Source organism: Actinomadura luzonensis (assembly GCF_022664455.2).
GTDB lineage: Bacteria > Actinomycetota > Actinomycetes > Streptosporangiales > Streptosporangiaceae > Nonomuraea > Nonomuraea luzonensis.
In genome coordinates this window covers 5,196,309-5,220,344 of record NZ_JAKRKC020000001.1, presented here as the reverse complement: position 1 = coordinate 5,220,344, position 24,036 = coordinate 5,196,309, and the positions used below count along the sequence as shown (strand labels likewise).

24 protein-coding genes and 1 pseudogene are annotated in these 24,036 nt (G+C 74.2%); 16 read left to right on the top strand and 9 right to left on the bottom strand.

Going from position 1 to position 24,036, the window contains the following annotated elements; all coding sequences use genetic code 11:
• Nucleotides 1-27: 27 nt before the first annotated feature.
• The 3 genes from MF672_RS24875 to MF672_RS24865 form a co-directional block, all read right to left on the bottom strand.
• The gene (locus MF672_RS24875; RefSeq protein WP_302893260.1) at nt 28-1,155 is read right to left on the bottom strand and encodes an inorganic phosphate transporter; all 1,128 of its coding nucleotides are present in this window, start codon (nt 1,153-1,155) and stop codon (nt 28-30) included.
• A gap of 122 nt (nt 1,156-1,277) precedes the next feature.
• Nucleotides 1,278-1,910 carry a VOC family protein gene (locus MF672_RS24870; RefSeq protein WP_242380937.1) on the bottom strand — a complete coding sequence of 211 codons (633 nt, stop codon included), beginning with the start codon at nt 1,908-1,910 and terminating at the stop codon, nt 1,278-1,280.
• A gap of 74 nt (nt 1,911-1,984) precedes the next feature.
• Nucleotides 1,985-2,779 (bottom strand): SDR family oxidoreductase, encoded by a 795-nt coding sequence (locus tag MF672_RS24865; RefSeq protein WP_242380938.1) that lies wholly within the window; start codon nt 2,777-2,779, stop codon nt 1,985-1,987.
• 122 nt (nt 2,780-2,901) lie between these two features.
• Between MF672_RS24865 and MF672_RS24860 the strand changes: the two genes are divergently transcribed.
• Nucleotides 2,902-3,543, top strand: a complete 642-nt coding sequence (locus MF672_RS24860) for a TetR/AcrR family transcriptional regulator (protein WP_242380939.1) — start codon at nt 2,902-2,904, stop codon at nt 3,541-3,543.
• Here MF672_RS24860 and MF672_RS24855 read toward each other — a convergent pair.
• The 3 genes from MF672_RS24855 to MF672_RS24845 all read right to left on the bottom strand — a co-directional run bounded on the left by MF672_RS24855 (nt 3,503) and on the right by MF672_RS24845 (nt 7,438).
• A complete protein-coding gene (locus MF672_RS24855) occupies nt 3,503-4,726 on the bottom strand; it encodes an MFS transporter (RefSeq protein ID WP_242380940.1) in 1,224 nt (407 codons plus the stop codon). The two genes, MF672_RS24860 and MF672_RS24855, sit on opposite strands and share 41 nt — an antisense overlap.
• 167 nt (nt 4,727-4,893) lie before the next feature.
• On the bottom strand, nt 4,894-6,735 hold the full coding sequence (locus tag MF672_RS24850) for a glycoside hydrolase family 15 protein (protein ID WP_242380941.1): 1,842 nt from the start codon (nt 6,733-6,735) through the stop codon (nt 4,894-4,896).
• A gap of 4 nt (nt 6,736-6,739) precedes the next feature.
• Nucleotides 6,740-7,438, bottom strand: coding sequence for a GAP family protein (locus tag MF672_RS24845; RefSeq protein WP_242380942.1), 699 nt, complete (start codon nt 7,436-7,438; stop codon nt 6,740-6,742).
• On the opposite strand from MF672_RS24845, the gene MF672_RS24840 reads away from it, so the two are divergent.
• On the top strand, nt 7,371-7,766 hold the full coding sequence (locus MF672_RS24840; protein WP_507161377.1) for a TetR/AcrR family transcriptional regulator: 396 nt from the start codon (nt 7,371-7,373) through the stop codon (nt 7,764-7,766). The genes MF672_RS24845 and MF672_RS24840 overlap by 68 nt on opposite strands.
• Nucleotides 7,767-7,787: 21 nt before the next feature.
• On the opposite strand, the gene MF672_RS24835 is transcribed toward MF672_RS24840, so the two are convergent.
• Both MF672_RS24835 and MF672_RS24830 read right to left on the bottom strand, forming a co-directional pair.
• The gene (locus tag MF672_RS24835) at nt 7,788-8,804 is read right to left on the bottom strand and encodes an NAD(P)H-dependent flavin oxidoreductase (protein ID WP_242380944.1); all 1,017 of its coding nucleotides are present in this window, start codon (nt 8,802-8,804) and stop codon (nt 7,788-7,790) included.
• A 79-nt stretch (nt 8,805-8,883) separates the two neighbouring features.
• A complete protein-coding gene (locus MF672_RS24830) occupies nt 8,884-9,513 on the bottom strand; it encodes a TetR/AcrR family transcriptional regulator (RefSeq protein ID WP_242380945.1) in 630 nt (209 codons plus the stop codon).
• Between the two features lie 130 nt (nt 9,514-9,643).
• Here MF672_RS24830 and MF672_RS24825 point away from each other — a divergent pair, with 130 nt between their 5' ends.
• From MF672_RS24825 to MF672_RS24790, 9 genes and pseudogenes are all read left to right on the top strand, one after another.
• Nucleotides 9,644-11,284 carry an FAD-dependent oxidoreductase gene (locus MF672_RS24825; protein ID WP_242380946.1) on the top strand — a complete coding sequence of 547 codons (1,641 nt, stop codon included), beginning with the start codon at nt 9,644-9,646 and terminating at the stop codon, nt 11,282-11,284.
• A 100-nt stretch (nt 11,285-11,384) separates the two neighbouring features.
• Nucleotides 11,385-11,891, top strand: a pseudogene (locus MF672_RS51945) (shikimate dehydrogenase); the annotation flags it as partial.
• Nucleotides 11,892-11,998: 107 nt separating this feature from the next.
• On the top strand, nt 11,999-12,244 hold the full coding sequence (locus tag MF672_RS51940; protein WP_328517124.1) for a hypothetical protein: 246 nt from the start codon (nt 11,999-12,001) through the stop codon (nt 12,242-12,244).
• 32 nt (nt 12,245-12,276) lie between these two features.
• Nucleotides 12,277-14,034 carry a bifunctional sugar phosphate isomerase/epimerase/4-hydroxyphenylpyruvate dioxygenase family protein gene (locus MF672_RS24815; protein ID WP_242380948.1) on the top strand — a complete coding sequence of 586 codons (1,758 nt, stop codon included), beginning with the start codon at nt 12,277-12,279 and terminating at the stop codon, nt 14,032-14,034.
• 9 nt (nt 14,035-14,043) lie between these two features.
• Nucleotides 14,044-14,697: a TetR/AcrR family transcriptional regulator gene (locus tag MF672_RS24810; RefSeq protein WP_242380949.1), complete on the top strand. Its 654-nt coding sequence runs from the start codon at nt 14,044-14,046 to the stop codon at nt 14,695-14,697.
• Nucleotides 14,698-14,805: 108 nt separating this feature from the next.
• The gene (locus MF672_RS24805) at nt 14,806-16,113 is read left to right on the top strand and encodes an MFS transporter (RefSeq protein ID WP_242380950.1); all 1,308 of its coding nucleotides are present in this window, start codon (nt 14,806-14,808) and stop codon (nt 16,111-16,113) included.
• The gene (locus MF672_RS24800; protein WP_242380951.1) at nt 16,110-16,886 is read left to right on the top strand and encodes an N-acyl homoserine lactonase family protein; all 777 of its coding nucleotides are present in this window, start codon (nt 16,110-16,112) and stop codon (nt 16,884-16,886) included. The genes MF672_RS24805 and MF672_RS24800 overlap by 4 nt, the downstream gene beginning before the upstream one ends.
• Nucleotides 16,887-17,169: 283 nt before the next feature.
• On the top strand, nt 17,170-17,577 hold the full coding sequence (locus MF672_RS24795) for a DUF7144 family membrane protein (protein WP_242380952.1): 408 nt from the start codon (nt 17,170-17,172) through the stop codon (nt 17,575-17,577).
• 79 nt (nt 17,578-17,656) lie between these two features.
• Complete coding sequence (locus MF672_RS24790; protein ID WP_242380953.1) at nt 17,657-18,241, top strand: O-methyltransferase; 585 nt, start codon at nt 17,657-17,659, stop codon at nt 18,239-18,241.
• A gap of 39 nt (nt 18,242-18,280) precedes the next feature.
• Here MF672_RS24790 and MF672_RS24785 read toward each other — a convergent pair whose 3' ends face one another.
• Nucleotides 18,281-19,057, bottom strand: coding sequence for an IclR family transcriptional regulator (locus MF672_RS24785; RefSeq protein ID WP_242380954.1), 777 nt, complete (start codon nt 19,055-19,057; stop codon nt 18,281-18,283).
• A gap of 102 nt (nt 19,058-19,159) precedes the next feature.
• On the opposite strand from MF672_RS24785, the gene MF672_RS24780 reads away from it, so the two are divergent.
• The 5 genes from MF672_RS24780 to MF672_RS24760 all read left to right on the top strand — a co-directional run bounded on the left by MF672_RS24780 (nt 19,160) and on the right by MF672_RS24760 (nt 24,036).
• A complete protein-coding gene (locus tag MF672_RS24780; RefSeq protein ID WP_407654739.1) occupies nt 19,160-20,314 on the top strand; it encodes a cupin domain-containing protein in 1,155 nt (384 codons plus the stop codon).
• The gene (locus tag MF672_RS24775; protein ID WP_242380956.1) at nt 20,311-20,958 is read left to right on the top strand and encodes a fumarylacetoacetate hydrolase family protein; all 648 of its coding nucleotides are present in this window, start codon (nt 20,311-20,313) and stop codon (nt 20,956-20,958) included. Before MF672_RS24780 ends, MF672_RS24775 begins: the two co-directional genes overlap by 4 nt.
• A complete protein-coding gene (locus MF672_RS24770) occupies nt 20,958-21,695 on the top strand; it encodes a maleylpyruvate isomerase family mycothiol-dependent enzyme (protein ID WP_242380962.1) in 738 nt (245 codons plus the stop codon). The genes MF672_RS24775 and MF672_RS24770 overlap by 1 nt, the downstream gene beginning before the upstream one ends.
• A gap of 24 nt (nt 21,696-21,719) precedes the next feature.
• Nucleotides 21,720-23,033, top strand: coding sequence for an FAD-dependent monooxygenase (locus tag MF672_RS24765; protein WP_242380957.1), 1,314 nt, complete (start codon nt 21,720-21,722; stop codon nt 23,031-23,033).
• Nucleotides 23,034-23,364: 331 nt separating this feature from the next.
• The gene (locus MF672_RS24760; RefSeq protein WP_242380958.1) at nt 23,365-24,036 is read left to right on the top strand and encodes a hypothetical protein; all 672 of its coding nucleotides are present in this window, start codon (nt 23,365-23,367) and stop codon (nt 24,034-24,036) included.

The following is a 24,036-nucleotide window of genomic DNA, read 5'->3' as shown; positions in this document are numbered from 1 at the left end:
CATCCTCCTTCGTCCGCGCCGACCAGGTCAGGCCGCGGCGGGCTGCGGCTCGGCGGGCACCTCGTTGACGTTGCCCGCGTGCACCGGGTCGCGGCGGGCGGCGGCGTACAGGGCGGCCGCGGCGGCGAGCGCCACGACGGCCGCCACGGTGACGCCGAGCGTGCCGGTGGTGGCCACGGCCGCGGCGACCGCGCCGACGGCGGCCGCGGCGGGCAGCGTCAGCAGCCAGGCCAGCGCCATCCGGCCGGCCACGCTCCAGCGCACCCGCGCCAGCCGCCGTCCCAGCCCGGTGCCGAGGATCGCGCCGGAGACGACCTGCGTGGTCGACAGCGCGAAGCCCAGGTGCGAGGAGGCCAGGATGACGGTGGTGGCGCTCGCCTCGGCCGCGAAGCCCTGCGGCGACTCGATCTCGGTCAGGCCCTTGCCCATGGTCCGGATGATCCGCCAGCCGCCCAGGTACGTGCCGAGCGCGATGGCCAGGCCGGCGGCGGCGATCACCCAGAGCGGCGGCGCGGAGCCGGAGGCGAGCGCGCCGGTCGAGATGAGCGTCAGGGTGATGACGCCCATGGTCTTCTGCGCGTCGTTGGTGCCGTGCGCGAGCGACACCAGCGAGGCCGAGGCGATCTGCCCGAGGCGGAACGTGCCGGTCACGGACTCGTGCCGGGCCCGGGCCGTGATCGTGTACGCCAGGTAGGTCGCGGTCATCGCGACGAAGCCGGCGATCAGCGGCGAGGCCAGCGCCGGGATGACGATCTTCTGCAGCACCGTGCCGAAGTGCACGCCCTGCACCCCGGCGCCCACCCACACCGCGCCGATCAGCCCGCCGAACAGCGCGTGCGACGAGCTGGACGGCAGGCCCAGCAGCCAGGTGAGCAGGTTCCACAGGATCGCGCCGATCAGCCCGGCGAACACCATCGCCGGCGTCACCAGGTGGTCGTCCACGATCCCGCCGGAGATGGTCTTGGCCACCTCCACCGACAGGAAGGCGCCCACCAGGTTGAGCACGGCCGAGATCGCCACCGCCACCTTGGGACGCAGCGCGCCGGTGGCGATCGAGGTGGCCATCGCGTTGGCCGTGTCGTGGAATCCGTTGGTGAAGTCGAAGGCCAGCGCCGTGATGATCACCACGACGACCAGGAACGTCACGTGCTCCATGCCTCAGGTCCCCATCCGTCTCGACGTTCTCCTGGGACGTTAGGCGCGCACGGTGAACCGGCGATGAACCCCGGGCGGGCATCGCGCGACGAAGCGCGGGAGGAGGGTCCCTCACGCCCGGGTTAGCCGGCCACGTCCCCGGACGACGGGGTCGCTTCCCACACGAAGCCGTCCGGGTCGGTGAACGGGCCGGCGTCGCTGCCGATGACGAGCCGGTGCGAGCCGTCGCCGTCGGGGGCGACGCCGGCGACCTTGGCGAGGGCCCGGCGCTTGTACAGCGACAGCTTGAGCGGGCTCGACGGCGCGGCGAACTCGACGTACCTGCGGCCGTAGCTCTTGGTCGCCGCCAGGCCGCGTCCGGTGTAGAAGCGCTTGCCGGCGGCCACGTCCGCCACCCCGAGCTGCAGCACCAGGTCGTCGATCTTCGTGGTGGCGGGGCCGGTGTTCTTCTTCGCCGAGCAGGCGACCGTGCAGATCGTGCCGTCCGGGGCCTGGACGACGCCGCCGTAGCCCCACAACGACTTCGTGACCGGCTTCAGCGTCGCGGCGCCGGCGCCGAGCGCGGCCTCGACGAGGGCGTCGACGTCGGCCGGCTGCGACGCCAGCAGCGACAGCGTGAACCCGCGGAAGCCGGACGTCGGCTCGTGCGCGGCCTGGAGGCGGATCCTGGGGTCCGAGCCCAGGACGTCGGCGTGGAACCGGGTGGCCGCCGGGAGGTCGGCCACCCCGAGGACGGCGAATTCGATGGAAGCCATGCACAGGACGCCAAGGCCGGCCCCCCGGCCCGCGCTTCTCGATTCCTGACCCGCCGCCGGGCTCGCGCGGGCGGTCAGGCGAGCGTCTCGCCGCCGTCGACGGTGATGACCTGGCCGGTGACGTAGGCGTTGGCCATGAGGAACAAGGCCGTGGCCGCGGCCTCCTCGGCGGTGCCGAAACGGCCCAGCGGGGCGGCCGAGCCGGCGGCGGCCATCGCCTCGTCGGAGCCCAGCCCCGGCAGCGAACGCAGCAGCGGCGTGTCGATGCGGCCGTACCGGACGGCGTTGACCCGCACCCGCGCGGGCGCGAGCTCCACGGCCAGCGCCCTGGTCAGCGTCTCCACCGCGCCCGCGACCGACAGCGGAGCGGTCATGCCGGGGGCGGGGCGGAGCACGAGGATGCCGGAGCTGAAGGTGAGCGAGCCGCCCGCGGGCAGCCGGGCCGCCGCGGCGCGGGCGACCGCGAAGGGCCGCCAGAGGCCGGCGTCCAGCGACTCGCGCAGGTCGGCGGCCGGCAGCCCGGTCAGCGGGCCCGCGCCGCTGACGCCGCCCGCGGTGACGAACACGTGATCGGCGCGCCCCGCCCGGTCGAACGCCTCCGCCAGCACCCGCTCGTCCCCGCCGTCGCCGGCGACGGCGAGCACCTCGCCGGCGTCGTCGTCCGGGGTGACGGCGTGCAGGTGGGCGACGGCGGCCGCGAGCCGGTCCGGATCGCGGCCGACCAGCACGACACGGGCGCCGACCGACCGCAGCAGGGCTCCGGCCGCCAGGCCGATGCCCGAGCTGCCGCCGACGAGCAGGACGGTGGAGCCGGCGAGCGCCGCCGGAAGCGGTGAACGGGCGGGGACAGGAGGAGCGACGGCATCCACGGCGACAAGCCCTTCTGGAACGGGAACGGGTCCGGACCGACTAAACCAACCGGATGTTTTACTTGCCCTCCGATCCTGCCCGCCCGTGCCCCCCGGAGTCAACCGAATGGTTTAATTCATCCATGCCCTATGACGCCGAGGACACCAGGCGGCGCATCTTCACCGCCGCCGCGGCCGAGTTCGCCGAGAAGGGCCTGGCCGGCGCCAGGGTCGAGCGCATCGCTGCCCGGGCCAAGGCCAACAAGCAGGCCATCTACCTGTATTACGGCAGCAAGGAGAAGCTGTTCGCCGCCGTCCTGCGGGCCAGGCTGGAGGAGGTCAGCCTCGCGGTGTCCATCGACCCGGACGCGGTGGCCGAGTCGGTCGGGCAGATGTTCGACTGGTACCGGGAGCATCCCGAGCTGATCAGGCTGCTGCTGTGGGAGGCGCTGGAGGGCGGCGGCGAACCGGCCGAGGACGTCGGGGAACGCCGCGACGGCTTCCGCGGCAAGGTGCAAGCGCTCGTGGACAGGGGCGCCTTCGACCACCTGCCCGGGGAGGCGGACCGCGTCCGCGCCGCGCAGGACCTGCTCTTCACCCTCATCGGGCTGATCGCCTGGAACTTCGCGGTGCCGGGGACGTGCCGCGTCGTCCTGGAGGAGGACACGGACGAGGCCGCCTGGTCCCGCCGCCGCGCCACCGTGATCGAAGCCGCCCGCGTCCTCGCCTCCCCCCGCCCGGCCCTCACCGGGAACGCTCGGCACGTTCCGGAGCCAGGGCGGTGAGGCGGTGGCGGGTGTCGACGGCGGGGGCGAGGACGAAGGCGCAGGCGACGAAGGCGAGCACCACGAGCATGGCCGGCCGCAGCCCCCAGTGGTCGCCGAGGAAGCCGAGGCCGGGCGGGCCGACGAGGAAGGCGACGTAGCCGATCGTGGCGACCAGGCTGACGCGGGCGGTCTGGCCGGGCCCGGTCTCGCCCGCCGCCGACAGCGCGACCGGGAAGCCGAGCGACGCGCCGAGCCCCCAGAACAGCACCGCCGCCCCGGCCAGCACGGCCTGGTCCGAGAAGATCACCAGGAGCAGCCCCAGCGCCCCCGACGCGGCGCTGGCCCGCATCACGATGGTGCGGCCGAGGCGGTCCAGGAAGAAGGTGCCGCAGAAGCGGCCCACGGTCATCGCGGCGGCGAACCCGGTGAAGACGAGGGAGCCCGAGGTGGCGTCCAGGCCGTGGCCGTCCACCATGAGCAGCGGCAGCCAGTCGTTGGCGGCTCCCTCGGCCAGGGCCATGGCGAGCACGATCGCGCCGATCAGCAGCAGCCGGCCGTCCTTCCACACCTGCTGCCGGGACGCGCCGGCCCCGGCTTCGGCGCCGGGGGCGGGCGCGGCCGGATCGGCGCGGCCGGTGCCGGGCGGGACGGCGCGGAAGGCGTACAGGAGGATCGCGGCGGCCAGCAGGGTGACGGCGGCCAGGTGCCCGGACACCGGCAGGCGGGCCGCGGTGGCCGCGATGCCCGCGCAGGCGCCGACGACGGTGCCGAGGCTGAAGCAGCCGTGCAGGGTGGGCAGCGTCGTCCTGCCGGTGCGGCGTTCGACGTCGGCGGCGTCCACGTTGGCGGCGACGTCGCCGGCCCCCATGCCCACGCCGCCGACGAACAGGCCCGCCGTGACCAGCGGCACCGACGCCGTCAGGGCGCCGGCGCCGATGACGGCCAGGCTCACCACGATCATCGCGGTGCCGGCCCCGATGACGGGCCTGGTGCCGTAGCGGGTGACGAGCCGCCCGGAGCAGAGGATCCCGAGCATGGCGCCGAGCGACAGGCCGAACAGGATCCAGCCCATCTCGGCGGTGGACGCCGCCAGCAGGTCGCGGAGGTCCGGGGTGCGGGTCACCCAGGACGACATCGCGATCCCCGGGAGGAAGAAGAGCAGGAACAGGGCGTGCCGGCGCCGGCGCGTGGCGTGGTCCATGGGGCTCCGGGGAGGCGCGGATGTCGGACGCGTCAGAAGGGATATCTGCCGCTATAGGTGATGATGCCGATCATATGGCCCTAAAGCGGGAGGATGTTGAGGGGGAGGGCGCATGGGCCGCGTCCCTGCCCCGCGTCCCTGGCTCGCGTGCCTGGCCTGCGCGCGTGTCAGCCGAGCGCCTGGTCGAGGTTGAAGGCCGCGCTGATGAGCGCCAGGTGGGTGAAGGCCTGCGGGAAGTTGCCGAGCTGCTCGCCGGTGTGCCCGATCTGCTCAGCGTACAGGCCGAGGTGGTTGGCGTAGGTGAGCATCTTCTCGAACGCCAGGCGGGCCTCCTCGACGCGGCCCGCCCTGGCCAGCGCCTCGACGTACCAGAACGAGCAGATCGAGAACGTGCCCTCGGGGCCCTCCAGGCCGTCCGGGCTCAGCTCGGGGTCGTAGCGGTAGACGAGGGAGTCGGAGACCAGCGCCTCGCCGAGCGCGTCGAGGGTGGACAGCCACCTCGGGTCCGTCGGGGAGACGAACTTGGCCAGCGGCATCATCAGCACGGCCGCGTCCAGCACCTCGTCGCCGAAGTGCTGCACGAACCCCTGCAACCGCTCCGACCAGCCGCGCCGCATGATGTCGCGGTAGATGGCGTCGCGGCTGGCGCGCCAGCGCGGGATGTCGGCCGGCATGCCGCGCTGGCGGGCCACCCGCATGGCCCGCTCGATGGCGACCCAGCACATCAGGCGGGAGTAGGTGAAGTCCTTGCGCCCGCCGCGGGTCTCCCAGACGCCCTCGTCGGGCTGGTCCCAGTTGTCGCAGACCCAGTCGACCAGCGTGCACAGCTCGTCCCAGCGGCGGCTGGAGATGGGCGTGCCCCACTTGTTGTACAGGTAGACCGAGTCGATGAGGGCGCCGTAGATGTCGAGCTGGAGCTGGCCGACGGCGGCGTTGCCGACCCGGACCGGGCGCGATCCGCGGTAGCCCTCCAGGTGCCGCAGCTCCTCCTCGGGCAGGTCGCGGCGGCCGTCGACGCCGTACATGATCTGCAGCGGCCCGCTCGGGCCGGTGCCCTTCAGCCGGACGTGCTCCTCCAGGAAGCCCATGAACGCCTCGGCCTCCTCGGTGAAGCCGAGCCGCAGCAGGGCGTAGACGCAGAACGCGGCGTCGCGCACCCACACGTAGCGGTAGTCCCAGTTGCGCCGGCCGCCGATCTGCTCGGGCAGGCTCGTGGTGGGCGCGGCGACGATGCCGCCGGTCGGGGCGTAGGTGAGCAGCTTGAGCGTGAGCGCCGAGCGGTGCACGATCTCCCGCCACCTGCCCCGGTATCGGGAGGCCGACAGCCACTTGCGCCAGTACGTCACCGTGGCGGTGAACAGCTCCTCGGCGTGCTCCAGCGGGCAGCCGCGCGGCTCGGCGTCGGGCGGCAGCCGGTCGAGGGCGAACACGGCGCGCTCGCCCTCGCGCAGCGTGAACCGGGCGCGGGCGTCGCGGCCGTCGTGCTCGACCGGCACGCTGGAGGTGAGCGTCAGGGTGAGCGAGGACGCGGCGAAGCAGGTCAGGTCGCCGCGCTGGGAGACGGTGTGCTCCTCGCGGGCGTAGTCGAAGCGCGGCGCCACCAGGACGCGGAACGGCAGCGTGCCGCGCACGCAGGTGACCCGCCGGATCAGCCGGTGCCGGTCGGCGTCGGTGGCGCCGGCCTCGATGGGCATGAAGTCCTGGATCTCGCCGACGCCGTCGTCGGCGAAGAAGCGGGTGATCAGGACGTTGGTGTCGGGGAAGTAGAACTGCTTCGTCGTGAACGGCACGTCGGCGGCCAGCTCGAACGAGCCGCCCCGGTCGGCGTCCAGGATCGAGCCGAACACCGAGGGGGCGTCGAAGCGGGGGCAGCAGTACCAGTCGATGGTGCCGTTGGTGCCCACGAGCGCGACCGTGCGCAGGTCGCCGATCAGGCCGTGCTCGCCGATCGGCAGGTAGCGGGGATGGCCGGGCCCGCAGTTGGCTCGCGTGACGCTGTCTGCCTGCATGTTCTCAAGGTAGGCAGCGGCGGGCGCGACGTCGCGGGGACGCGCCCGGCAACGCGAGGGCGAGGAGCGGCGCGGCGGCGGTGACGGTGATCTGGTCAGGCAGCGCGTCGAGCAGCAGCACGACCCCCGCGATGCCGACGATCCAGCTCAGCGTGGTGCGGGAGCCGGCGGAGAGCCGGTCGTGCCAGCGCCCGAACCGGTCGCGCAGCCGGTCGCCGAGGAGAGTCCACGCGGCCGGCAGCAGGATGCCCGGGAGGACCATGACGGTGACGTACGCGGCGAGGAGCGGCAGCCACTGCGCGGGGGACAGGCCGGCCGCGGTCATGACGCCGACCGCGCCGAAGTACGGCACGGCGGTGGCGAACTCGAACAGCCAGGTGCCGAGGCCCAGGAGCAGCATCGACCGCGCGGTGAGGGAGCGCTCCCGCGGGACCGCCCGGCCGGAGCCGCCGCCCGGGATGAAGAAGCTTCCGACGACGAGCGCCGCGCCGAGCACGCCCTGGCCCCACGCCCACGCGGTGCCGTCGACCAGCGGCACGACCGCGTTCAGGCCGAGCATGAGCAGCACGCCCAGCGCGAAGTAGGCGGCCGCGACGGTGGCGAGGTAGACCCCGAGCGGCGCGGCCGCCGTCCGGGTGATCCTGCGCGAAGGGCTCGCCGGCGTGACCGTCCGCGGCGTCGCCGCCGAGGCCGGCTGGTCCACCGGGTCGCTGCGCCACTACTTCGGCAACCAGCACGAGCTGCAGTCCTACGTCGTCCAGGCCACCGCCGACGCCCTGCGCGCCCGGGTGCTGCCGCGCGTGCGGCGGCCCCGTACGGAGGGGACGGCGGTCGAGCAGATCGCCTCGATCGTGGAGGAGATGCTGCCGCTCGACGCCGAACGCCGCGAGGAGTACGCGCTGTGGGCGGCGCTCCTGCACACCTTCGTGGACGGCCTCGCCGCGCAGCTCGTGAACACGCCGGGCGAGGTGCCCGGCGGCACCGCGGGGCGGCTGCTGCGCTCCCTCCTGGAGGCCGTGCCGTCCCGCTGAGCGACCAGCGGGCCGGCCGGGTCAGGGGCGGCGGGCGGCCAGTACGCGTCCGGCCTGCTCCATCATCGCCCCGACGATCTCCCCGGCCGGCTTGACGTCGTGGATCAGGCCGACGCCCTGCCCCATCAGCCAGGGCATCTCCTCCCAGTCGCCCTCCGTCTCCGGCACCGGCAGCATCAGCCCGAACCTGCGCATGGGCGTCCGCTCGCCCCCGGCGACCGTGGTGCCGACCTGCCGCAACGAGCCGAGGTCGGCCGGCAGCTCGGCGAGCCGGTCGCCCCACTCGGCGACCACGCGGTTGCGCTGCAACCGCATCGGGTTGAACGCCGGCAGCTCCGGCCCGAAGATCGAGGTGAGCACCGCGCTCTCCCCGTCGGCGGCGACCAGCCGGCGGTGGTGCTCGGGGTGCACGCGGGCCTCGCGCGAGGCGACCAGGCGGGTGCCGACCCACACCCCGTCCGCGCCGAGGCAGAGGGCGGCGGCGACCTGCCGGCCGTCGGTGATCCCGCCCGCGGCCAGGACCAGCGCGCGCTCGCCCACGGCGTCCACGACGGCCGGGACGCCGACCATGGTCGGCAGGCCGCCGTAGTTGTGCCCGCCGGCCTCCCAGCCCTGCGCGACGACGGCCTCGGCGCCGTCGTCCACGGCGAGCCGGGCCGCGTCGGCGGAGCCCACCTGCTCCCACACCGACACCCCGGCCTCGTGCAGCGGCTTGAGCCGGTCCGCCGGCGGGTGGCCCCAGTGGAAGGAGACGATCGGCACGCGCTCCTCGGCGCACACCTCGATCTGCTCGGGCGTGCTGAACAGGGTGATGAGGTTGACGTGGAACGGCGCCCCGCCGGTGCGGTCGCGGACCTCGCGGACGACCGCGCGCAGCCGGTCGGGCGGCAGCAGGGCGGCGCCGATCGCGCCGATGCCGCCCGCGTTCGTGACCGCCACGGCGAGCTCCGGCGACTCCCCGGCGAAGGCCATGCCGGCGCAGACGAGCGGGTGGCGGTTGGCGTACCTGGCGGTAAGTCTGGTGGACAGCACGGTCATGGCGGCGTCCTTCCTGGAGACCCTCCGCCCATCGTGAGCCCTCCCGGGCGGGTTGCCCAGCCGTGCCGGGATCGTCCGGCTACTGCTCCAGGCCCAGCAGTTCCGCGACGAGCGCGACCTGGTCGGCGTAGTGCCGGACGAACTCGGGGGAGCGGGCGTCGGCCCCGCACACGCCCTCGATGACGTGCGGCAGTGTGGTGGCCGCCATCGTGGCGGCCATCAGCATGACCGTGAGGCAGCCCGGGTCGAGCTCGCGCGGCAGCCGCCCCGCCTCCTGGGCGGCGCGGACGGCCTCGGCGAAGCCCCGCAGCCGGTCGGCCCGCGCCGCCTGGTCGGGGTCGTCGGCGGGGCCGGTGTACTCCAGGCCGCCCCAGGCCAGCAGCCGGACGCCGGCGGGGTTGTGCAGCGCCTCCAGGGCGTAGCGGCGGACCTGCTCGGGCAGCGGCGTGCCGGGCTCGATCAGCTCGCTCTCGCGCTGCCGCCAGCGCTCGGCGATCGCCTGGTAGAGGCCCTGCTTGCCGTCGAAGTAGTACCAGATGAGCTGCTGGTTGACCCCGGCCTGGGCGGCGATCGCGCTGGTGCGCGCGCCCGCGAAGCCGTGGGCGGCGAACTCGGCCTCGGCCGCGTCGAGGATCAGCTTGCGCGTGCGCTCGGGATCGCGCTGCCGCTCCTGCGGCTTGGGCGAGCGGCGCGGCTTCGAGGTGGACACCTTCCGATCATAGCCGTCACCAACTGTGTCAGGTGCTCGATCAGCATAATCAAGTATCTACTTGACAGAGTGGAGAGGGGGGTTGATTGTGTGGGTGAGGCCGCACCGGGCCCGTACAGGGAGGCATGACATGACCACCGCATCGCACGACCACGCCACCGACGTGCTCATCGTCGGCGGGGGGATCACCGGGCTGTCCGCGGCGCTGTTCCTCGCGCGGCTCGGCGTCCGCCCGACCCTGGTCGAACGGCACCCGTCCACGGCGATCATGCCGCAGGCGCGGGCGTTCAACCCGCGCACGATGGAGATCTACCGCGCGCTCGGCCTGGAGGCGGAGATCCGCGCGCGCACCTCGATCCTGGCCGGCCTGCCGGAGATGATCGGCGCGGACACGCTGGCCGGGGAGGAGCGGTTCCGCGTCGACATGCTCGCGCACGTCCGGCCGCCCGCCTGGCTCGGGCCGGCCGACTGGGGGCTCGTCGACCAGGACGAGCTGGAGGTGGTCGTCCGCGCCGCCGCCGAACGGGCCGGCGCGGACATCCGCTTCGGCGCCGAGCTGGTCTCCTTCGAGGCCGGGACGGACGGCGTCCGGGCGCTCGTCCGCGAACCCGGCGGCGGGCCGGACGGCGGGCCCGGTCGCGAGTACGGCGTGCGGGCGCGCTGGCTGGTCGCCGCCGACGGCAACCGCTCGCCCGTCCGCCACGCGCTCGGCGTCGAGGCCGACGGCCCCGGCGTCCTCGGCCACGCCGCGCACTTCCTGTTCGACGCCGACCTCGGCCCCGCCCTGCGGGGGCGCAGGTTCCTGCTGGCCTACCTCGACCAGCCGGCGCCCGGCACGGTCCTCGCGCCGCTGCGGCGGCACGGGCGGTGGATGCTCGGCGTGCCCTTCGACCCGCGGCGGGGCGAGGGCATCGCGGACTTCACCGGGCGGCGCCGCGCCGAGCTGGCCCGCCGCGCCGTCGGCCTCGGCGACCTCGACCTCACGCTGGTGCCGCACAGGGAGGGCGGCGACGCGGGGCCGATGGAGGTCAGGCTCGGCGGCTGGGTGGCCCGCCGGTACCGCTCCGGCCGGGTGTTCCTGGCCGGCGACGCGGCGCACGTCGTCCCGCCGACGGGCTCCTACGGTGCCGGCACCGGCATCGCCGACGCCCACAACCTGGCGTGGAAGCTCGCCGCCGTGCTGCGCGGCCAGGCGGGGGAGACGCTGCTGGACAGCTACGAGGCCGAGCGCCGGCCGGTCGCCCGGGTCACGCTGGAGCAGGCCATGCGGCTGCTGACCGCCCGCCACCAGGGCACCGCCGACGACCTCGCCGCCGTGGACGACCTGGCGATGATCTTCGGGTACCGGTACGCGTCCGGGGCGGTCCTGACCGAGGGCGACGACCCGGCCGAGCCGGTCGAGGACCCGCGCAAGCCCTCCGGGCGGCCGGGGCTGCGCGCGCCGCACGTGTGGCTGGAGCGGGCCGGGGCGCGGGTGTCCACGATCGACCTGTTCACCGGCGCGTTCACGGTCCTGACCGGCCCCGACGGCGGCGACTGGGCGGCGGCCGCGCGGGCGGCCGGGGCGGCGCTGGGCGTCGCGGTGGAGGCGTGCCGCGTGGGCGCGGACGTGCACGACGCCGAGCGGCGGTTCCCCGACGCGTACGGGATCGGGAGCGGCGGCGTGAGCCTGGTCCGGCCGGACGGGTTCGTCGCCTGGCGCGCCGCCGGCCCGTCCGCGCGGCCGGTGGAGGAGCTGCGGCGGGCGCTGTCCCGGGTGCTGGCCCGCTGAGCCCCGCCGGGCCCCGCCGGGCCCCCGGGCAGGCTACGCTCTAGCCAGCTAACTCACTAGTACGTACATTAGGGTCGTACCGGCCGCGGCGAGGGGAGAAATGATGGGCTCGTTCCTGATCGGGCTGATCGGCTCGGGCATCGGCCCCTCCCTGAGCCCGCCCCTGCACGAGCAGGAGGCCGTCCACCACGGCCTGCACTACGTCTACCGGCTGCTCGACACCGACCGGCTCGGCCAGGACGTCGGCGAGCTGGTCCGCACCGCCCGCCGCTTCGGCTTCGACGGGCTCAACATCACCCACCCCTGCAAGCAGAGCGTCATCCCGCACCTGGACGAGCTGTCGCCGGACGCCCGCATGCTCGGCGCGGTCAACACCGTGGTCTTCGACGGCGACCGCGCCGTCGGGCACAACACCGACTGGACGGGCTTCGCCGAGTCCTTCGCCCGCGGCCTGCCCGACGCCCCCGCCCGCCACGTCGTGCAGCTCGGCGCCGGCGGCGCGGGGGCGGCCGTCGCGCACGCGCTGCTCACCATGGGCGCCGACCTGGTCACGGTGGTGGACGCCGAACCCGCGCGGGCCCGGGCGCTGGCCGGCGAGCTGACCGGCCGGTTCGGGCCGGGGCGGGCCCGCCACGCGGCGCCGGCCGGCCTGCCGGAGCTGCTGGCCGCGGCCCCGGCGGGGCCGACGGCCTGGTGCATGCGACCCCGACCGGCATGGCGCACCATCCGGGCCTGCCGCTGCCGGCCGGGCTGCTGCACCCGGGCCTGTGGGTGGCCGACATCGTCTACCGGCCGCTGGAGACCGAGCTGCTGCGGCACGCGCGGGCCGCCGGCTGCCGGACGCTGGACGGCGGCGGCATGGTGGTCTTCCAGGCCGTGCACGCCTTCCGCCTGTTCACCGGGCGGGAGCCGGACGCCGAGCGCATGTTCGCCCACCTGACCGATCTCGTCGCCGTCTGAAAGCGTCTGAAAGCGTTTGAAAGGAGCGAAGGGTGCGCAAGACCATCGCCACCGTGTCGGTGAGCGGCACGCTGGCCGAGAAGCTGGAGGCGATCGCCGCCGCCGGCTTCGACGGCGTGGAGCTGTTCGAGAACGACCTGCTGGCCTGCCCGCTGCCGCCGGAGGAGATCCGCGCCCGCGCCGCCGACCTGGGCCTCACCATCGACCTCTACCAGCCCTTCCGCGACTTCGAGGCGGTGCCGGACGACCTGCTGGCGCGCAACCTGCGCCGGGCCGAGCACAAGTTCCGGCTGATGGAACGCCTCGGCACGGACCTGCTGCTGGTCTGCTCGAACGTCTCGCCGGAGGCGATCGGCGACGACGAACGGGCCGCCGCGCAGCTCCGGCTGCTCGCCGAGCGGGCCGCCGGGCACGGCGTCCGCATCGCCTACGAGGCCCTGGCCTGGGGCCGGCACGTCGACGAGTACCTGCACGCCTGGCGCCTGGTCCGCCTGGCCGACCACCCCGGCCTGGGCCTGTGCCTGGACAGCTTCCACATCCTCTCGCGCGGCTCCGACCCGATCGGCATCGAGGCCGTCCCCGGCGAGAAGATCTTCTTCCTCCAGCTCGCCGACGCGCCGCTGCTGGCCATGGACGTGCTCCAGTGGAGCCGCCACTACCGCTGCTTCCCCGGCCAGGGCACCTTCGACGTCGCCGGGCTGGTCCGGCACGCGCTGAACGCCGGCTACGCCGGGCCGCTGTCGCTGGAGGTGTTCAACGACCACTTCCGGCAGGCCGACACCGGCCGCACCGCGCGCGACGGCATGCGCTCGCTGCTCGCGCTGGAGGGCGAGCTGGCGGGCACGACGCATCCCTGCGTCCCGACCGGCTTCGCGTTCGCCGAGCTGGCCGACGACGGCGGCGCCTTCGGCGAGGTGCTGGGCGCGCTCGGCTTCACCCGGGCCGGCGCCCATCCCCGCAAGCCCGTCGAGCTGTGGACCCAGGGCGGGGCCCGGCTGCTGCTGAACGCCACCGGCGCCGAGCCCTCGCTGGCCGCGATCGGGCTGGACGGCCCCGACCCGGCGGGCGCGGTCAAGCACGCCGAGGCCCTGCTGTCGCCGGTGCTGCCGCGCGAGCGCGCGCCGGAGGAGGCCAGGCTGGACGCGGTCGCCGCGCCCGACGGCACCCAGATCTTCTTCTGCGACGACTCCTGGCTGTCGGACTTCCCCCCGCCGCCCGCCGGGCGCTCCGGGGGAGCGGTGACCGGCATCGACCACGTGGCGCTCACCCAGCCGTGGCACTACTTCGACGAGGCGGAGCTGTTCTACCGCACCGTGCTCGGGCTGCGCCCGCAGGGCAGCCTGGAGCTGCCCGACCCGTACGGGCTGCTGCGCAGCAAGGCCATGTCGGACCCCGGCGGCGCGGTGCGCATGGTGGTCAACATCGCCCAGGTCGGCTCCGGGGACGTCCCGTGGCAGCACGTCGCGCTGGCCTGCGACGACGTCCTGGCGCTGGCCCGCCGGCTGCGCGCCGAGCATCCCGGCCTGCTGCTGCCGATCCCGGCCAACTACTACGACGACCTGGAGGCCCGCCACGACCTCGGCCCGGAGCTGCGCGAGCTCCGCGAGCTCGGCGTGCTGTACGACCGCGACGCGCGCGGCGGCGAGTTCCTGCACCTCTACACCGTCACCGTGGGCCGGGTCTTCTTCGAGCTCGTCCAGCGGACCGGCGGCTACGACGGCTACGGGGCCGGCAACGCCCCGATCCGCCTGGCCGCGCAACATTCCGGGCACCGTTCCGGTGGTCACTAAGATGGGCGGGTGACCGTCTCCCCTTCGCCCGATCGCCAGCGGGACGCCGAGCGCACCAGGGCGGAGATCCTGGAGGTCGCCCAGCAGGAGTTCGCCCGCCACGGCTACGCGGGGGCGCGGGTCGACGAGATCGCCGCCCGCATGCGCACCACCAAGCGCATGATCTACTACTACTTCGGCAGCAAGGAGCGGCTCTACATCGCCGTGCTGGAGAAGGCCTACGCCGAGGTCAGGGCCGTCGAGCGCACGGTCGACGTGCAGCACCTGGCCCCGGTCGAGGCCATCCGCACGCTGGCCGAGCTGACCTTCGACCACCACGACCAGCACCGCGAGTTCATCAAGCTGGTCGCGATCGAGAACATCCACCAGGCCGAGCACATCCGCAAGTCGCAGGCGCTGGCCGGGCTCGGCACGCCGGTGCTCGACCTCATCGAGGCCATCCTCGACGCGGGCACCGCGAGCGGCGACTTCGTCACCGAGGCCGACGCCATCGACGTGCACATGCTCATCAGCTCGTTCTGCTTCTTCCGGGTGGCGAACCAGCACACGTTCGAGGCGTTGTTCGGGCGCGACATGACGGCGCCGGAGCACCGCGACCGGCTGCGCCGGATGGTGGGGGAGATGACGGTCGCCTACCTGCGCGGCCAGGGCGCGGGCCGCTGATCACGGCGCGGAGGTCACCGATCGGCAACACCCTTGTAATGTACGAACCGGTGAGTTAGTTTCCTGTCACCGTACCGACCTCCCTTTGACCACCGTGAGGAGCTTGAAGTGACGGTGCAGGGCAAACCTCGCAAAGCGGCCATTGCTGCCTGGATCGGCAGCGCGTTGGAGTACTACGACTTCTTCATCTACGGCACCGCCGCCGCGCTGGTCTTCAACAAGATCTTCTTCCCCTCGTCCTCGCCCGCCACCGGAACGCTGCTCGCGCTGGCCACCTTCGGCGTCGGATACCTGGCCCGGCCGGTGGGCGCCCTCGTGCTCGGGCACGTCGGCGACAAGTTCGGCCGCAAGAAGGTGCTGGTCGCCACCCTGGTGATGATGGGCGGCTCCACGTTCCTGGTCGGCTGCCTGCCCACCTACGACCAGGTGGGCGTCGCGGCGCCCGTCCTGCTCGTGCTGCTCCGCCTCATGCAGGGCTTCTCCGTCTCCGGCGAGCAGGCCGGCGCCAACTCCATGACGCTGGAGCACGCCCCCGAGGACCGCCGCGCCTACTACACGAGCTTCACCCTCAACGGCACCCAGGCCGGGCAGATCATCGCCACCGCCGTCTTCCTGCCGATCGCCGCGCTGCCCGAGGAGCAGCTGCTGAGCTGGGGCTGGCGGGTGCCGTTCTGGGCCAGCGTCGTGGTGGCCGTGGTGGGCCTGGTCATCCGGCGCACGCTGGAGGAGACGCCCGCCTTCGAGCGGGAGGTCGCCACCAACACCGTCGCCAGGATGCCCCTCGCCGTGCTCTTCCGCGAGCACTGGCGGGACGTGCTGCGCGTGGTCGTCGCCGCGGTCATCGCCTCGGTCAGCACGATCTTCACCGTGCACGCCCTGTCGTACGCGGTCAACACGATGGGCCTGGAGCGCTCGCCGATGCTCTGGGTCGGCGTGCTGGCCAACGTCGCCGCGGTGATCTCCATCCCGCTGTGGGGCAGGCTGTCGGACCGGGTGGGCCGCAAGCCGGTGTTCGTCGGCGGCTCGCTCGGCTGCGCGGTGCTGATGTTCGGCTACCTGTGGTCGATCTCGGTCGGCAGCTACGCGCTGATCTTCATCCTGGGCATCGTGATGTTCGGCGTCGTGCACAGCGCCACCAGCGCCGTGTGGCCGTCGTTCTACGGCGAGATGTTCACCACCCGGGTCCGCCTGTCCGGCATGGCGATCGGCACCCAGGTCGGCTTCGCCATCGCCGGCTTCGCGCCGACCGTCGCCACCGCCGTGGCCGGGACCGGGCCGGAGAGCTGGCTCGGCGTCTCGATCATCACCGCGGCGGTGTGCCTGGTCAACGTGGCCGCCGTCGCCACCGCCCGCGAGACCTACCGGGTGCCGACGGCCGAGCTCGGCCGCAGGGACATGGCGCGGGTGGGCGGGTGAGCGGCTTCCGCGTGCTCGCCGTCCGCTACGCGCGGCGCGAGGCCCGGCGCGGCGAGCACTTCCACGGCTACGAGCCCGGCGGCGACGCCCCCCACCCCACCTCCTACTACGTGTGGGCCGCCGTCTCCGCCGAGCACACCGTCGTGATCGACACCGGCATCGCGCCGGAGCGCGCGGCCCGCGCCGAGGGCCTGGACTACCGCTGCTCGCCGGTCGAGGCCCTGGCCGCGGCCGGCGTCGCCGCCGAGCGGGTGGACCACGTCGTGCTGACCCACCTGCACTACGACCACACCGGCACCGCCCGCGACTTCCCGCGCGCCCGCTACGTCGTGCAGCGGGCCGAGCTGGACTACTGGAGCGGCCCCTGGGCCGAGCGCATCGCCCGCGAGCGGTGGCTGCTGAACGACGACGACCTCGCCTTCCTCCGCGAGGCCCGCGAGGACGGGCGGCTGCGGGTCGTGGACGGCGACGCCGACGTGGTGCCCGGCCTCGGCGTGCACCTGGTCGGCGGCCACACCGCCGGCATGCAGGTGGTGCGGGCCGAGACCGCGCGCGGCCCCGTCGTGCTGGCCTCCGACGCCGCCCACTTCTACGAGAACCTCGAGGGCGACCGCCCCTTCCCCATCCTGCACAGCATGCCCGGCACGTACGCCGCCTTCGACCGCATCAGGGAGCTGGCCGGCGGCCCGGAGCTGGTGGTCGCCGGCCACGACCCGCTCGTGCTCGAACGGTTCCCGCGGCTCGCCCCCGACGTCGCGCTGATCAGCCCGTGACGCCGTAGCGCCGCGGGCGGCCCTGAGGCCGGCCCGGCCAGGGCGGGGGCGCCGGTGAGGAGGGTCAGCAGGCGTTGCCCGGTGAGGCGGAGGGCGTGTCGAGGGTGGGCTACAGGTACTCGAGGCCGCGGTCGGCGTCGTCGAAGTCCGCCCGGTCGTTCCCGTGGAAGGCAACGAGGCGGGCAAGCTTCGGCCAGCCCATGCCCACATCTGGCGAAATGTCGCTTGATGGGCGTTCTGTCCGGTGATGGGGTGTGAGGGAGAGAACAAGGGAGGGCTCTCGATGACCTACCACCACCACACGCGCGAGGTGACCGGCTGGGTGGGCTGGATCTGGTTCGGCGGCATGATGATGGTGCTCGCCGGCCTGTTCAACATCATCACCGGCCTGGCGGCCGTCTTCGCCAACCGCGTCTACGTGCAGGCGCCCAACCGGCTCCTGCTCCTCGACGTCACCGGCTGGGGCTGGCTCCACCTCGTCCTCGGCGTGCTCGTCCTCGCCACCGGCGTCGCGGTCACCGCCGGGCAGACCTGGGCCAGGGTGGCCGGCGTCGTCCTGGTGATGCTGAACGCGCTCACGCAGCTCACCTGGATCGCCGTCAACCCCTGGTGGTCGCTCGCCGTGATCGCGATCGACGTGCTCGTCCTGTACGCGCTCATCGTCCACGGCCGGGAGGCCAGGCTGGACTGACCGGCGGGCTCGGCCGTCCGACTCGTGCCGGGACGGGTGATCTTCGCGGACCGGGCGCCCATGCGGCAAACTGCTGGACGTGGACGCTACGGTGCGCGAGACGATCAAGGACCTCAACGAGGCCGCCGCCCGGCACGACGCCGGCCAGGCCGACCGGCTCGACCGGTGGCGGGTCCTGGAGCCCGACGCCGGGGAGTTCCTGTGGTTCCTGGCGCAGAGCGTCGGGGCGCGGACGATCGTGGAGGTCGGCACCTCCCGCGGCGTGTCGACGTTGTGGCTGGCGGACGCGGCCCGCGCGACCGGCGGGCACGTCCTCAGCCTCGACCTCGACGCGGGCGCGCAGGAGCACGCCCGGCGCAGCGTGGCGGGGGCGGGCCTGGCCGGGCAGGTGGAGTTCCGCGCGGCCGACGGGGGCGCGGCGCTCGCCGCCCTGCCCGACGGCTCGGTCGACCTGCTCTTCCTCGACGCCGAACGGCCCGAGTACCCGGCCTGGTGGCCGCACCCGTTCCGGGTGCTGCGGCAGGGCGGCGTGCTCGTCGCCGACAACGCCCTGTCGCACCCGGAGGAGATCGCGCCGCTGCGCGAGCTGCTCCTGGCCGAGCCCCGGCTCGCCGTCAGCACGATCAACGTCGGCAAGGGCGAGCTGGTCGCGCTGCGCCGCTGACTGTCCGCCTGACCCGGTGCTGGCGAGGCCCGCACCGGGTCAGGCGGACGGGACGCCGTCGGCCCGCATCTCCCGCTCGATGTCGCGGGCCGTCATCGACAGCGCGCCGACCAGCTCCGGGAGCCGGTCGCGGGAGAACCGGCTGGAGGGCATCGAGACCGACAGCGCCGCCTGGGCCGGCCCGTCCGGGCCGCGCACCGCCCGGCCGACGGCGGTGACGCCCGACTCGGTCCGGCCGGCGTTGATCGCGAAGCCCCGCTCGCGGACGTTGCGCAGCTCGCGGCGGAGCGCCGCCAGGTTGGGCCGCTGGTCCAGGCGGCCGGCCCACTTCTCCGCGCCGTACAGCGCGTCCAGCCGCTCCTGCGGCAGGTCGGCGAGCAGGACCTTGCCGCCCGAGGCCAGGTGCGCGGGGAACACCATGCCCTCGCGGTTGCCGACCCGCAGCGCCTGCGTGCACTCGACCGAGCCGATGAAGCGCACGTGGTCGCCGGAGAGTATCTGCAGGTTCGCGCTCTCCTTGACCCGTTCGACCAGGGCCGCGAGGTGCGGCATCGCGACCGCGCGCAGCAGCGCGGTGCGCGACTGCGAGCTGCCGCCGAGCGACAGCACCGGGCCCGCGGCGTAGCGGTGGTCCTCGCGCCGGACCGCGAAGTCGCGGTGGACGAGCATCGCCAGCAGCCGGTGCGCCGTGGAGGGCGCCACCCCGAGCCGCCGCGCCGCCTCGCCCACGCCGCACGGGCCCTCGACCTGCAACATGACCGCGAGCTGCAGCGCGTGATCGACGCTGCGGATCAGGTAGTTGGGGGGATTCTTCACAGCAGAATCTCCTATTCTTCTGCGCTCCTCACCCTACAAGCTGGAGACCCGCAGGAGCCGCGGCCGGCCGCCGCGTCGTGACCCGCGCAGGAGAAGCGAGGAGTGGACATGACCGAGATCGCGAGCTCGCCGGTTCGCCTCACCGCGGTCGACTCGCCGGACCAGCCGGCCCCGTCGGCGGCGCTGGAGGAGCTCTACCGCGGCTTCGAGAAGGAGCTGCTGATCCCGCTGTGGACCGAGATCGGCGACCTGATGCCGCCGCACCCCAGGTCCAAGGCCGTGCCGCACCTGTGGCGCTGGGACCGCCTGGTCGAGCTGGCGGCCCGCTCCGGCCGCCTGGTGCCGGTCGGCAGGGGAGGGGAGCGGCGGGCGATCGCGCTCGCCAACCCGGGGCTCGGCGGCCGCCCGTTCGCCACGCCGACGCTCTGGGCGGCGATCCAGTACCTGATGCCCGGCGAGGACGCCCCCGAGCACCGCCACACCCAGCACGCCTTCCGCTTCGTCGTCGAGGGCGAGGGCGTCTGGACGGTCGTCGGCGGCGACCCGGTGCCGATGCGCCGCGGCGACTTCCTGCCCCAGGCCGGCTGGAACTGGCACGCCCACCACAACGCGGCCGACCGGCCGATGGCCTGGATCGACGGCCTGGACATCCCGTTCCAGTACGTCACCGAGTCCCAGTTCTTCGAGTTCGGCCGCGACCGCGTCAGCGACGCCGAGCGCGCCACGCCGGAACGCTCCCGCTCCGAGCGGCTGTGGGGGCATCCCGGCCTGCGCCCGGTCGCCGTCCCCGGCGCGCTGCCCGCCACCCCGCTGCTGGCCTACCGGTGGGCCGACACCGACCGCGCGCTGGCCGACCAGCTCGCGCTGGAGGCCGAGGGCCACCCCGGCACGGCCGGACCGGGCCACGCCGCCGTCCGCTACACCAATCCCACCACCGGCGGCGACGTGCTGCCGACCATCCGGGTCGAGATGCACCGCGTGCGCGCGGGCGCCGAGACCGCGCCCGTGCGGGAGACCGGCTCCTCGGTGTACCAGGTCTTCGACGGCAGCGGGCGGGTCACCGTGGGCGACGTCTCGTGGTCGGTCACGCGGGGCGACCTGTTCGCGGTGCCGTCCTGGACGCCGTTCTCGGCCCGGTCCGAGGCGTCGGCGTCCGACTCCGACTCCGGCGCGCTCGACCTCTTCCGGTTCAGCGACAGCCCCATCTTCGAGGCGCTGCGGCTCGACCGCACCGGCGTGGAAAGGCCCACCGCATGAGGCTCGCCACCGTCCGCACCGCCGGCGGCGCCACCCGGGCCGTGCGCGTCGCGGGCGACACGCTCCTCGACCTGGGCGCCGCCGACGTCGGCGAGCTGCTGGCCCGGCCGGACTGGCCCGAGCGGGCCGCCCGCGCCGCCGAGCCGGTCACCGGCCACGCCGGGTACGCGCCCGTCGTGCCCCGGCCCGGCAAGATCGTCTGCGTCGGGCTGAACTACCGGACCCACATCCTGGAGATGGGCCGGGAGCTGCCGCGGCACCCGACGTTGTTCGCCAAGTACCCGAGGCGCTGGTCGGCGCGTACGACGAGATCCGGCTCCCCCCCGGAGTCCGGCCAGGTGGACTGGGAGGCCGAGCTGGCCGGCGGCGTCCGCCCGTCCCTCACCCTCAGCGCCTGGGTGGACGGCGAGCTCGTGCAGCGGGCCGACACCGCCGACCTCGTGTTCGACCCGGTGGACCTGGTCCGCTACGTCTCCACGATCCTCACCCTGAACCCCGGCGACGTCATCGCCACCGGCACCCCTGGCGGGGTGGGCCACGCGCGCGAGCCCGCCCGCTACCTCGCCGACGGCAGCGTGCTGGCCACCGAGATCACCGGCCTCGGCCGCTCGGAGGTCAAGGCCGTCGCCGAGCGGGCCGCGTGATGGCGACGCCGCCCGCGCCGCCCGGGGGCCGCACCCGGGCCGACGCCCTGCGCTGGACCGCCGAGGGCACGGTGATCCTCTTCGACGCCCTCGCCGCGCTGCCGGACGACCGGCTGGACGGGCCGGCGCGGCTGCCCGGCTGGACCGGCCGGCACCTGCTGGCGCACGTGGCCGCCAACGCCGACGCGCTCGCCAACCTGGTCCACTGGGCGCGCACCGGCGAGGAGCGGCCCATGTACGCCTCGCCCGAGCAGCGCGACGCCGACATCGAGGCGGGCGCGGCCAGGCCCGCGGCCGAGCTGCGCGCCTGGGCCGGGCGCTCCGCCCGCGTCCTGGACGAGCGGCTGGCCGAGCTGGACGAGCGGCAGTGGACGGCACCCGTCCGCACCGCGCAGGGCCGCACGGTGACCGCCGAGGAGATCCCCTGGATGCGCGCCCGCGAGGTCATGGTGCACGCCGTGGACCTGGGGGCCGGGGTGGAGTTCGGCGCCCTGCCGGCGGGCTTCCTGGCCGCGCTGATCACCGACATCGCCGGCAGGCGCGCCGCCGCCCCCGGCCCGGCCCTCACCCTCGAAGCCGCAGGGGGCGGCGGCGCGTGGGCGGTCGGCGGGTCCGGCGAGCCCGTCGTGGTGCGCGGCACGCTCGCCGGCCTGGCCGCCTACCTCTCCGGCCGCGGCCGCGACGGCGTCACCGGCGAGGGCGGCACGCCGCCCCCCGACCTGCCCCGCTGGCTCTGACGGTTCGACGAGAAGGGAACGGAAATGGCGGGACAGGTCCGCGACGCGGACGTCGTCGTGGTGGGCGGCGGCATCGGCGGGCTCGCCAACGCCCTGGCGCTCACGCTCAAGGGCCTGCGGGTCCGGGTGCTGGAACGGGCCCACCGCTTCGGCGAGGTGGGCGCCGGCCTGCAGATCGCGCCCAACTGCACGCGCATCCTCCACCGGTGGGGCCTGCTGGAGGAGGTCACGTCGCTCGGCGTCCGGCCCGAGGCGATCGTCATGCGCGACGCGCTCGGCGGGGACGTCCTGACCCGGCTCGACCTGCGGGACGTGGAGCGGCGCTACGGCTTCCCGTACCTGGTGATCCACCGCAGCGACCTGCACGGCGCGCTGCTGCGCGCGTGCCGCCGGGCCGGCGTGGACCTGGTCGACGACGTCACGGTCACCGGGTACGAGCAGACCGGCGAGGGCGCGGCCGCGATCCACGCGGGCGGGCGCGAGGCGGGCGCGGTCGTCGTGGCCGCCGACGGGCTGCACTCGGTGGCCCGCCGGCTGCTGAGCGACGACGAGCCGGTCAGCTCCGCGTACGTCGCCTACCGGGGGGCGGTGCCGTTCGCCCAGGTCGCCCACCTCGACGTGCAGCCCAAGGACGTGGTGGTGCACGTCGGCCCGCGCTGCCACTTCGTGCAGTACCCGCTGCGGCACGGCGAGATGTTCAACCAGGTCGCCGTCTTCGAGTCGCCGAAGGCGCTGGCCGGCGAGGCCGACTGGGGCACCCCGGACGAGCTGGACGCGGCGTTCGCGGCCACCGGCGAGCGGGTCCGGGCCGCCCTGCCGCTGATGTGGCGGGACCGCTGGTGGCGCATGTTCGACCGGGAGCCGATCGACACCTGGGTGCGCGGCCGGGTCGCCCTCACCGGGGACGCCGCGCACCCGCCGCTGCAGTACCTCGCGCAGGGCGCGGTCATGGCCGTCGAGGACGCGTACGTGCTGGCCGAGCACGTCGCCCGGCGGACCTCGGCGGCGGGCGTGGACTGGGACGCCGCCCTGGCGGCCTACGACGCCGTCCGCCCGGTGCACTGCCGCCGGGTGCAGACGACGGCGCGCGCCTGGGGCCGGCTGTGGCACCACGACGGGGAGGAGCGGGAGTGGCGCGACGCCGTGCTGCGCGGGCGCGACGTCTACGACTACACGTACGTGGACTGGCTGTTCGGGCCGACGGCGCTCACGCCGGAGGAGCTGCCGCCGATGTTCCCCGGGTACGACGACGGCCCCGCACAGTCCCATTACGGAGCGCCGAAACAGGGGTTTCGGGGGCGATCACCCGAAGATTTCGGGAGCGCTCCCACCACTTGACCGCCCGGTCTGACCTGCGATGACGCGGTCGGTGGCCCGGATCGTCCCAAAATCGGCGGTCCGGGCCGTTCCGGCCCTGGTCCGGGCTGTGCGATCTCGATGTCCCAGGCAGGCGATTTACTTCAGGATTTAAGTAGATCGGTCCATTCTTTCGGATACCTTGGTCAAGGCCGTCCCACCTGGTCTTTTGTGCTCTCATCACCGGCAGTCAAAAGCCGCGCAAGTTCCGGTGAGTCCCTAATTTCATATTGAGACCGGCTTTGTGGTGAGGGATGACATACTGCGCTGGGAGCGCTCCCGCCGACTTGTCCCCACATCCGAGGACCCGGTAGTGAATCATCCCGACCCCCTGCTCACGGCCCGGCGCCCCTGGGCCGCGCACATCTGGTGGATCGCCCTGGCCGCCGGCGCCGCCGGCTTCGCCTTCGTCTGGCTGGCCACGCCGCACACCCGCGACATCGAGGCCGCCTGGCAGCTCGCCGCCAAGCTGGTCGCCTTCGCCTGCCTGTGCTGCGCGGTCGCGTTCTTCCCCTGGGTGTCGCCGCGGCTGCACTGGCTGCTGTACGCCCCGTTCGTCTTCCTGACCGGCTACCTCATCCCCAGGATCAGCTGGTTCTACTACGGCGACGGCGCCCGCGCCCACGGCGACGCCTTCTACACCCACCTCTACCTGCTGCTCTACCCGGGGATCGTGCTCATCGCCGCCGCCGCGTACCGCATCGGCGGCGGCACCCCAGGGCGGTGCCTGAAGATCATGGCCTCCGGCGTGCTGATCGTCTTCTCCGGCTTCCTCGACGTGATGTGGCAGGTGGTCAACCCGGTCGCGATCCCCCCGACCATCGACGCCCCGCACATCAACCTGTTCACCGGCGGGCCCATCTCGTTCGGGGCGGCGATCGTGTTCACGCTCGCGCACGTCCCGATCCTCGTCGGGATCAACCTGCTGCCCCTGGACCGCTGGATCGACCGCCTGACCGGCGCCGACGCCGCCCCGAGGAGCTGA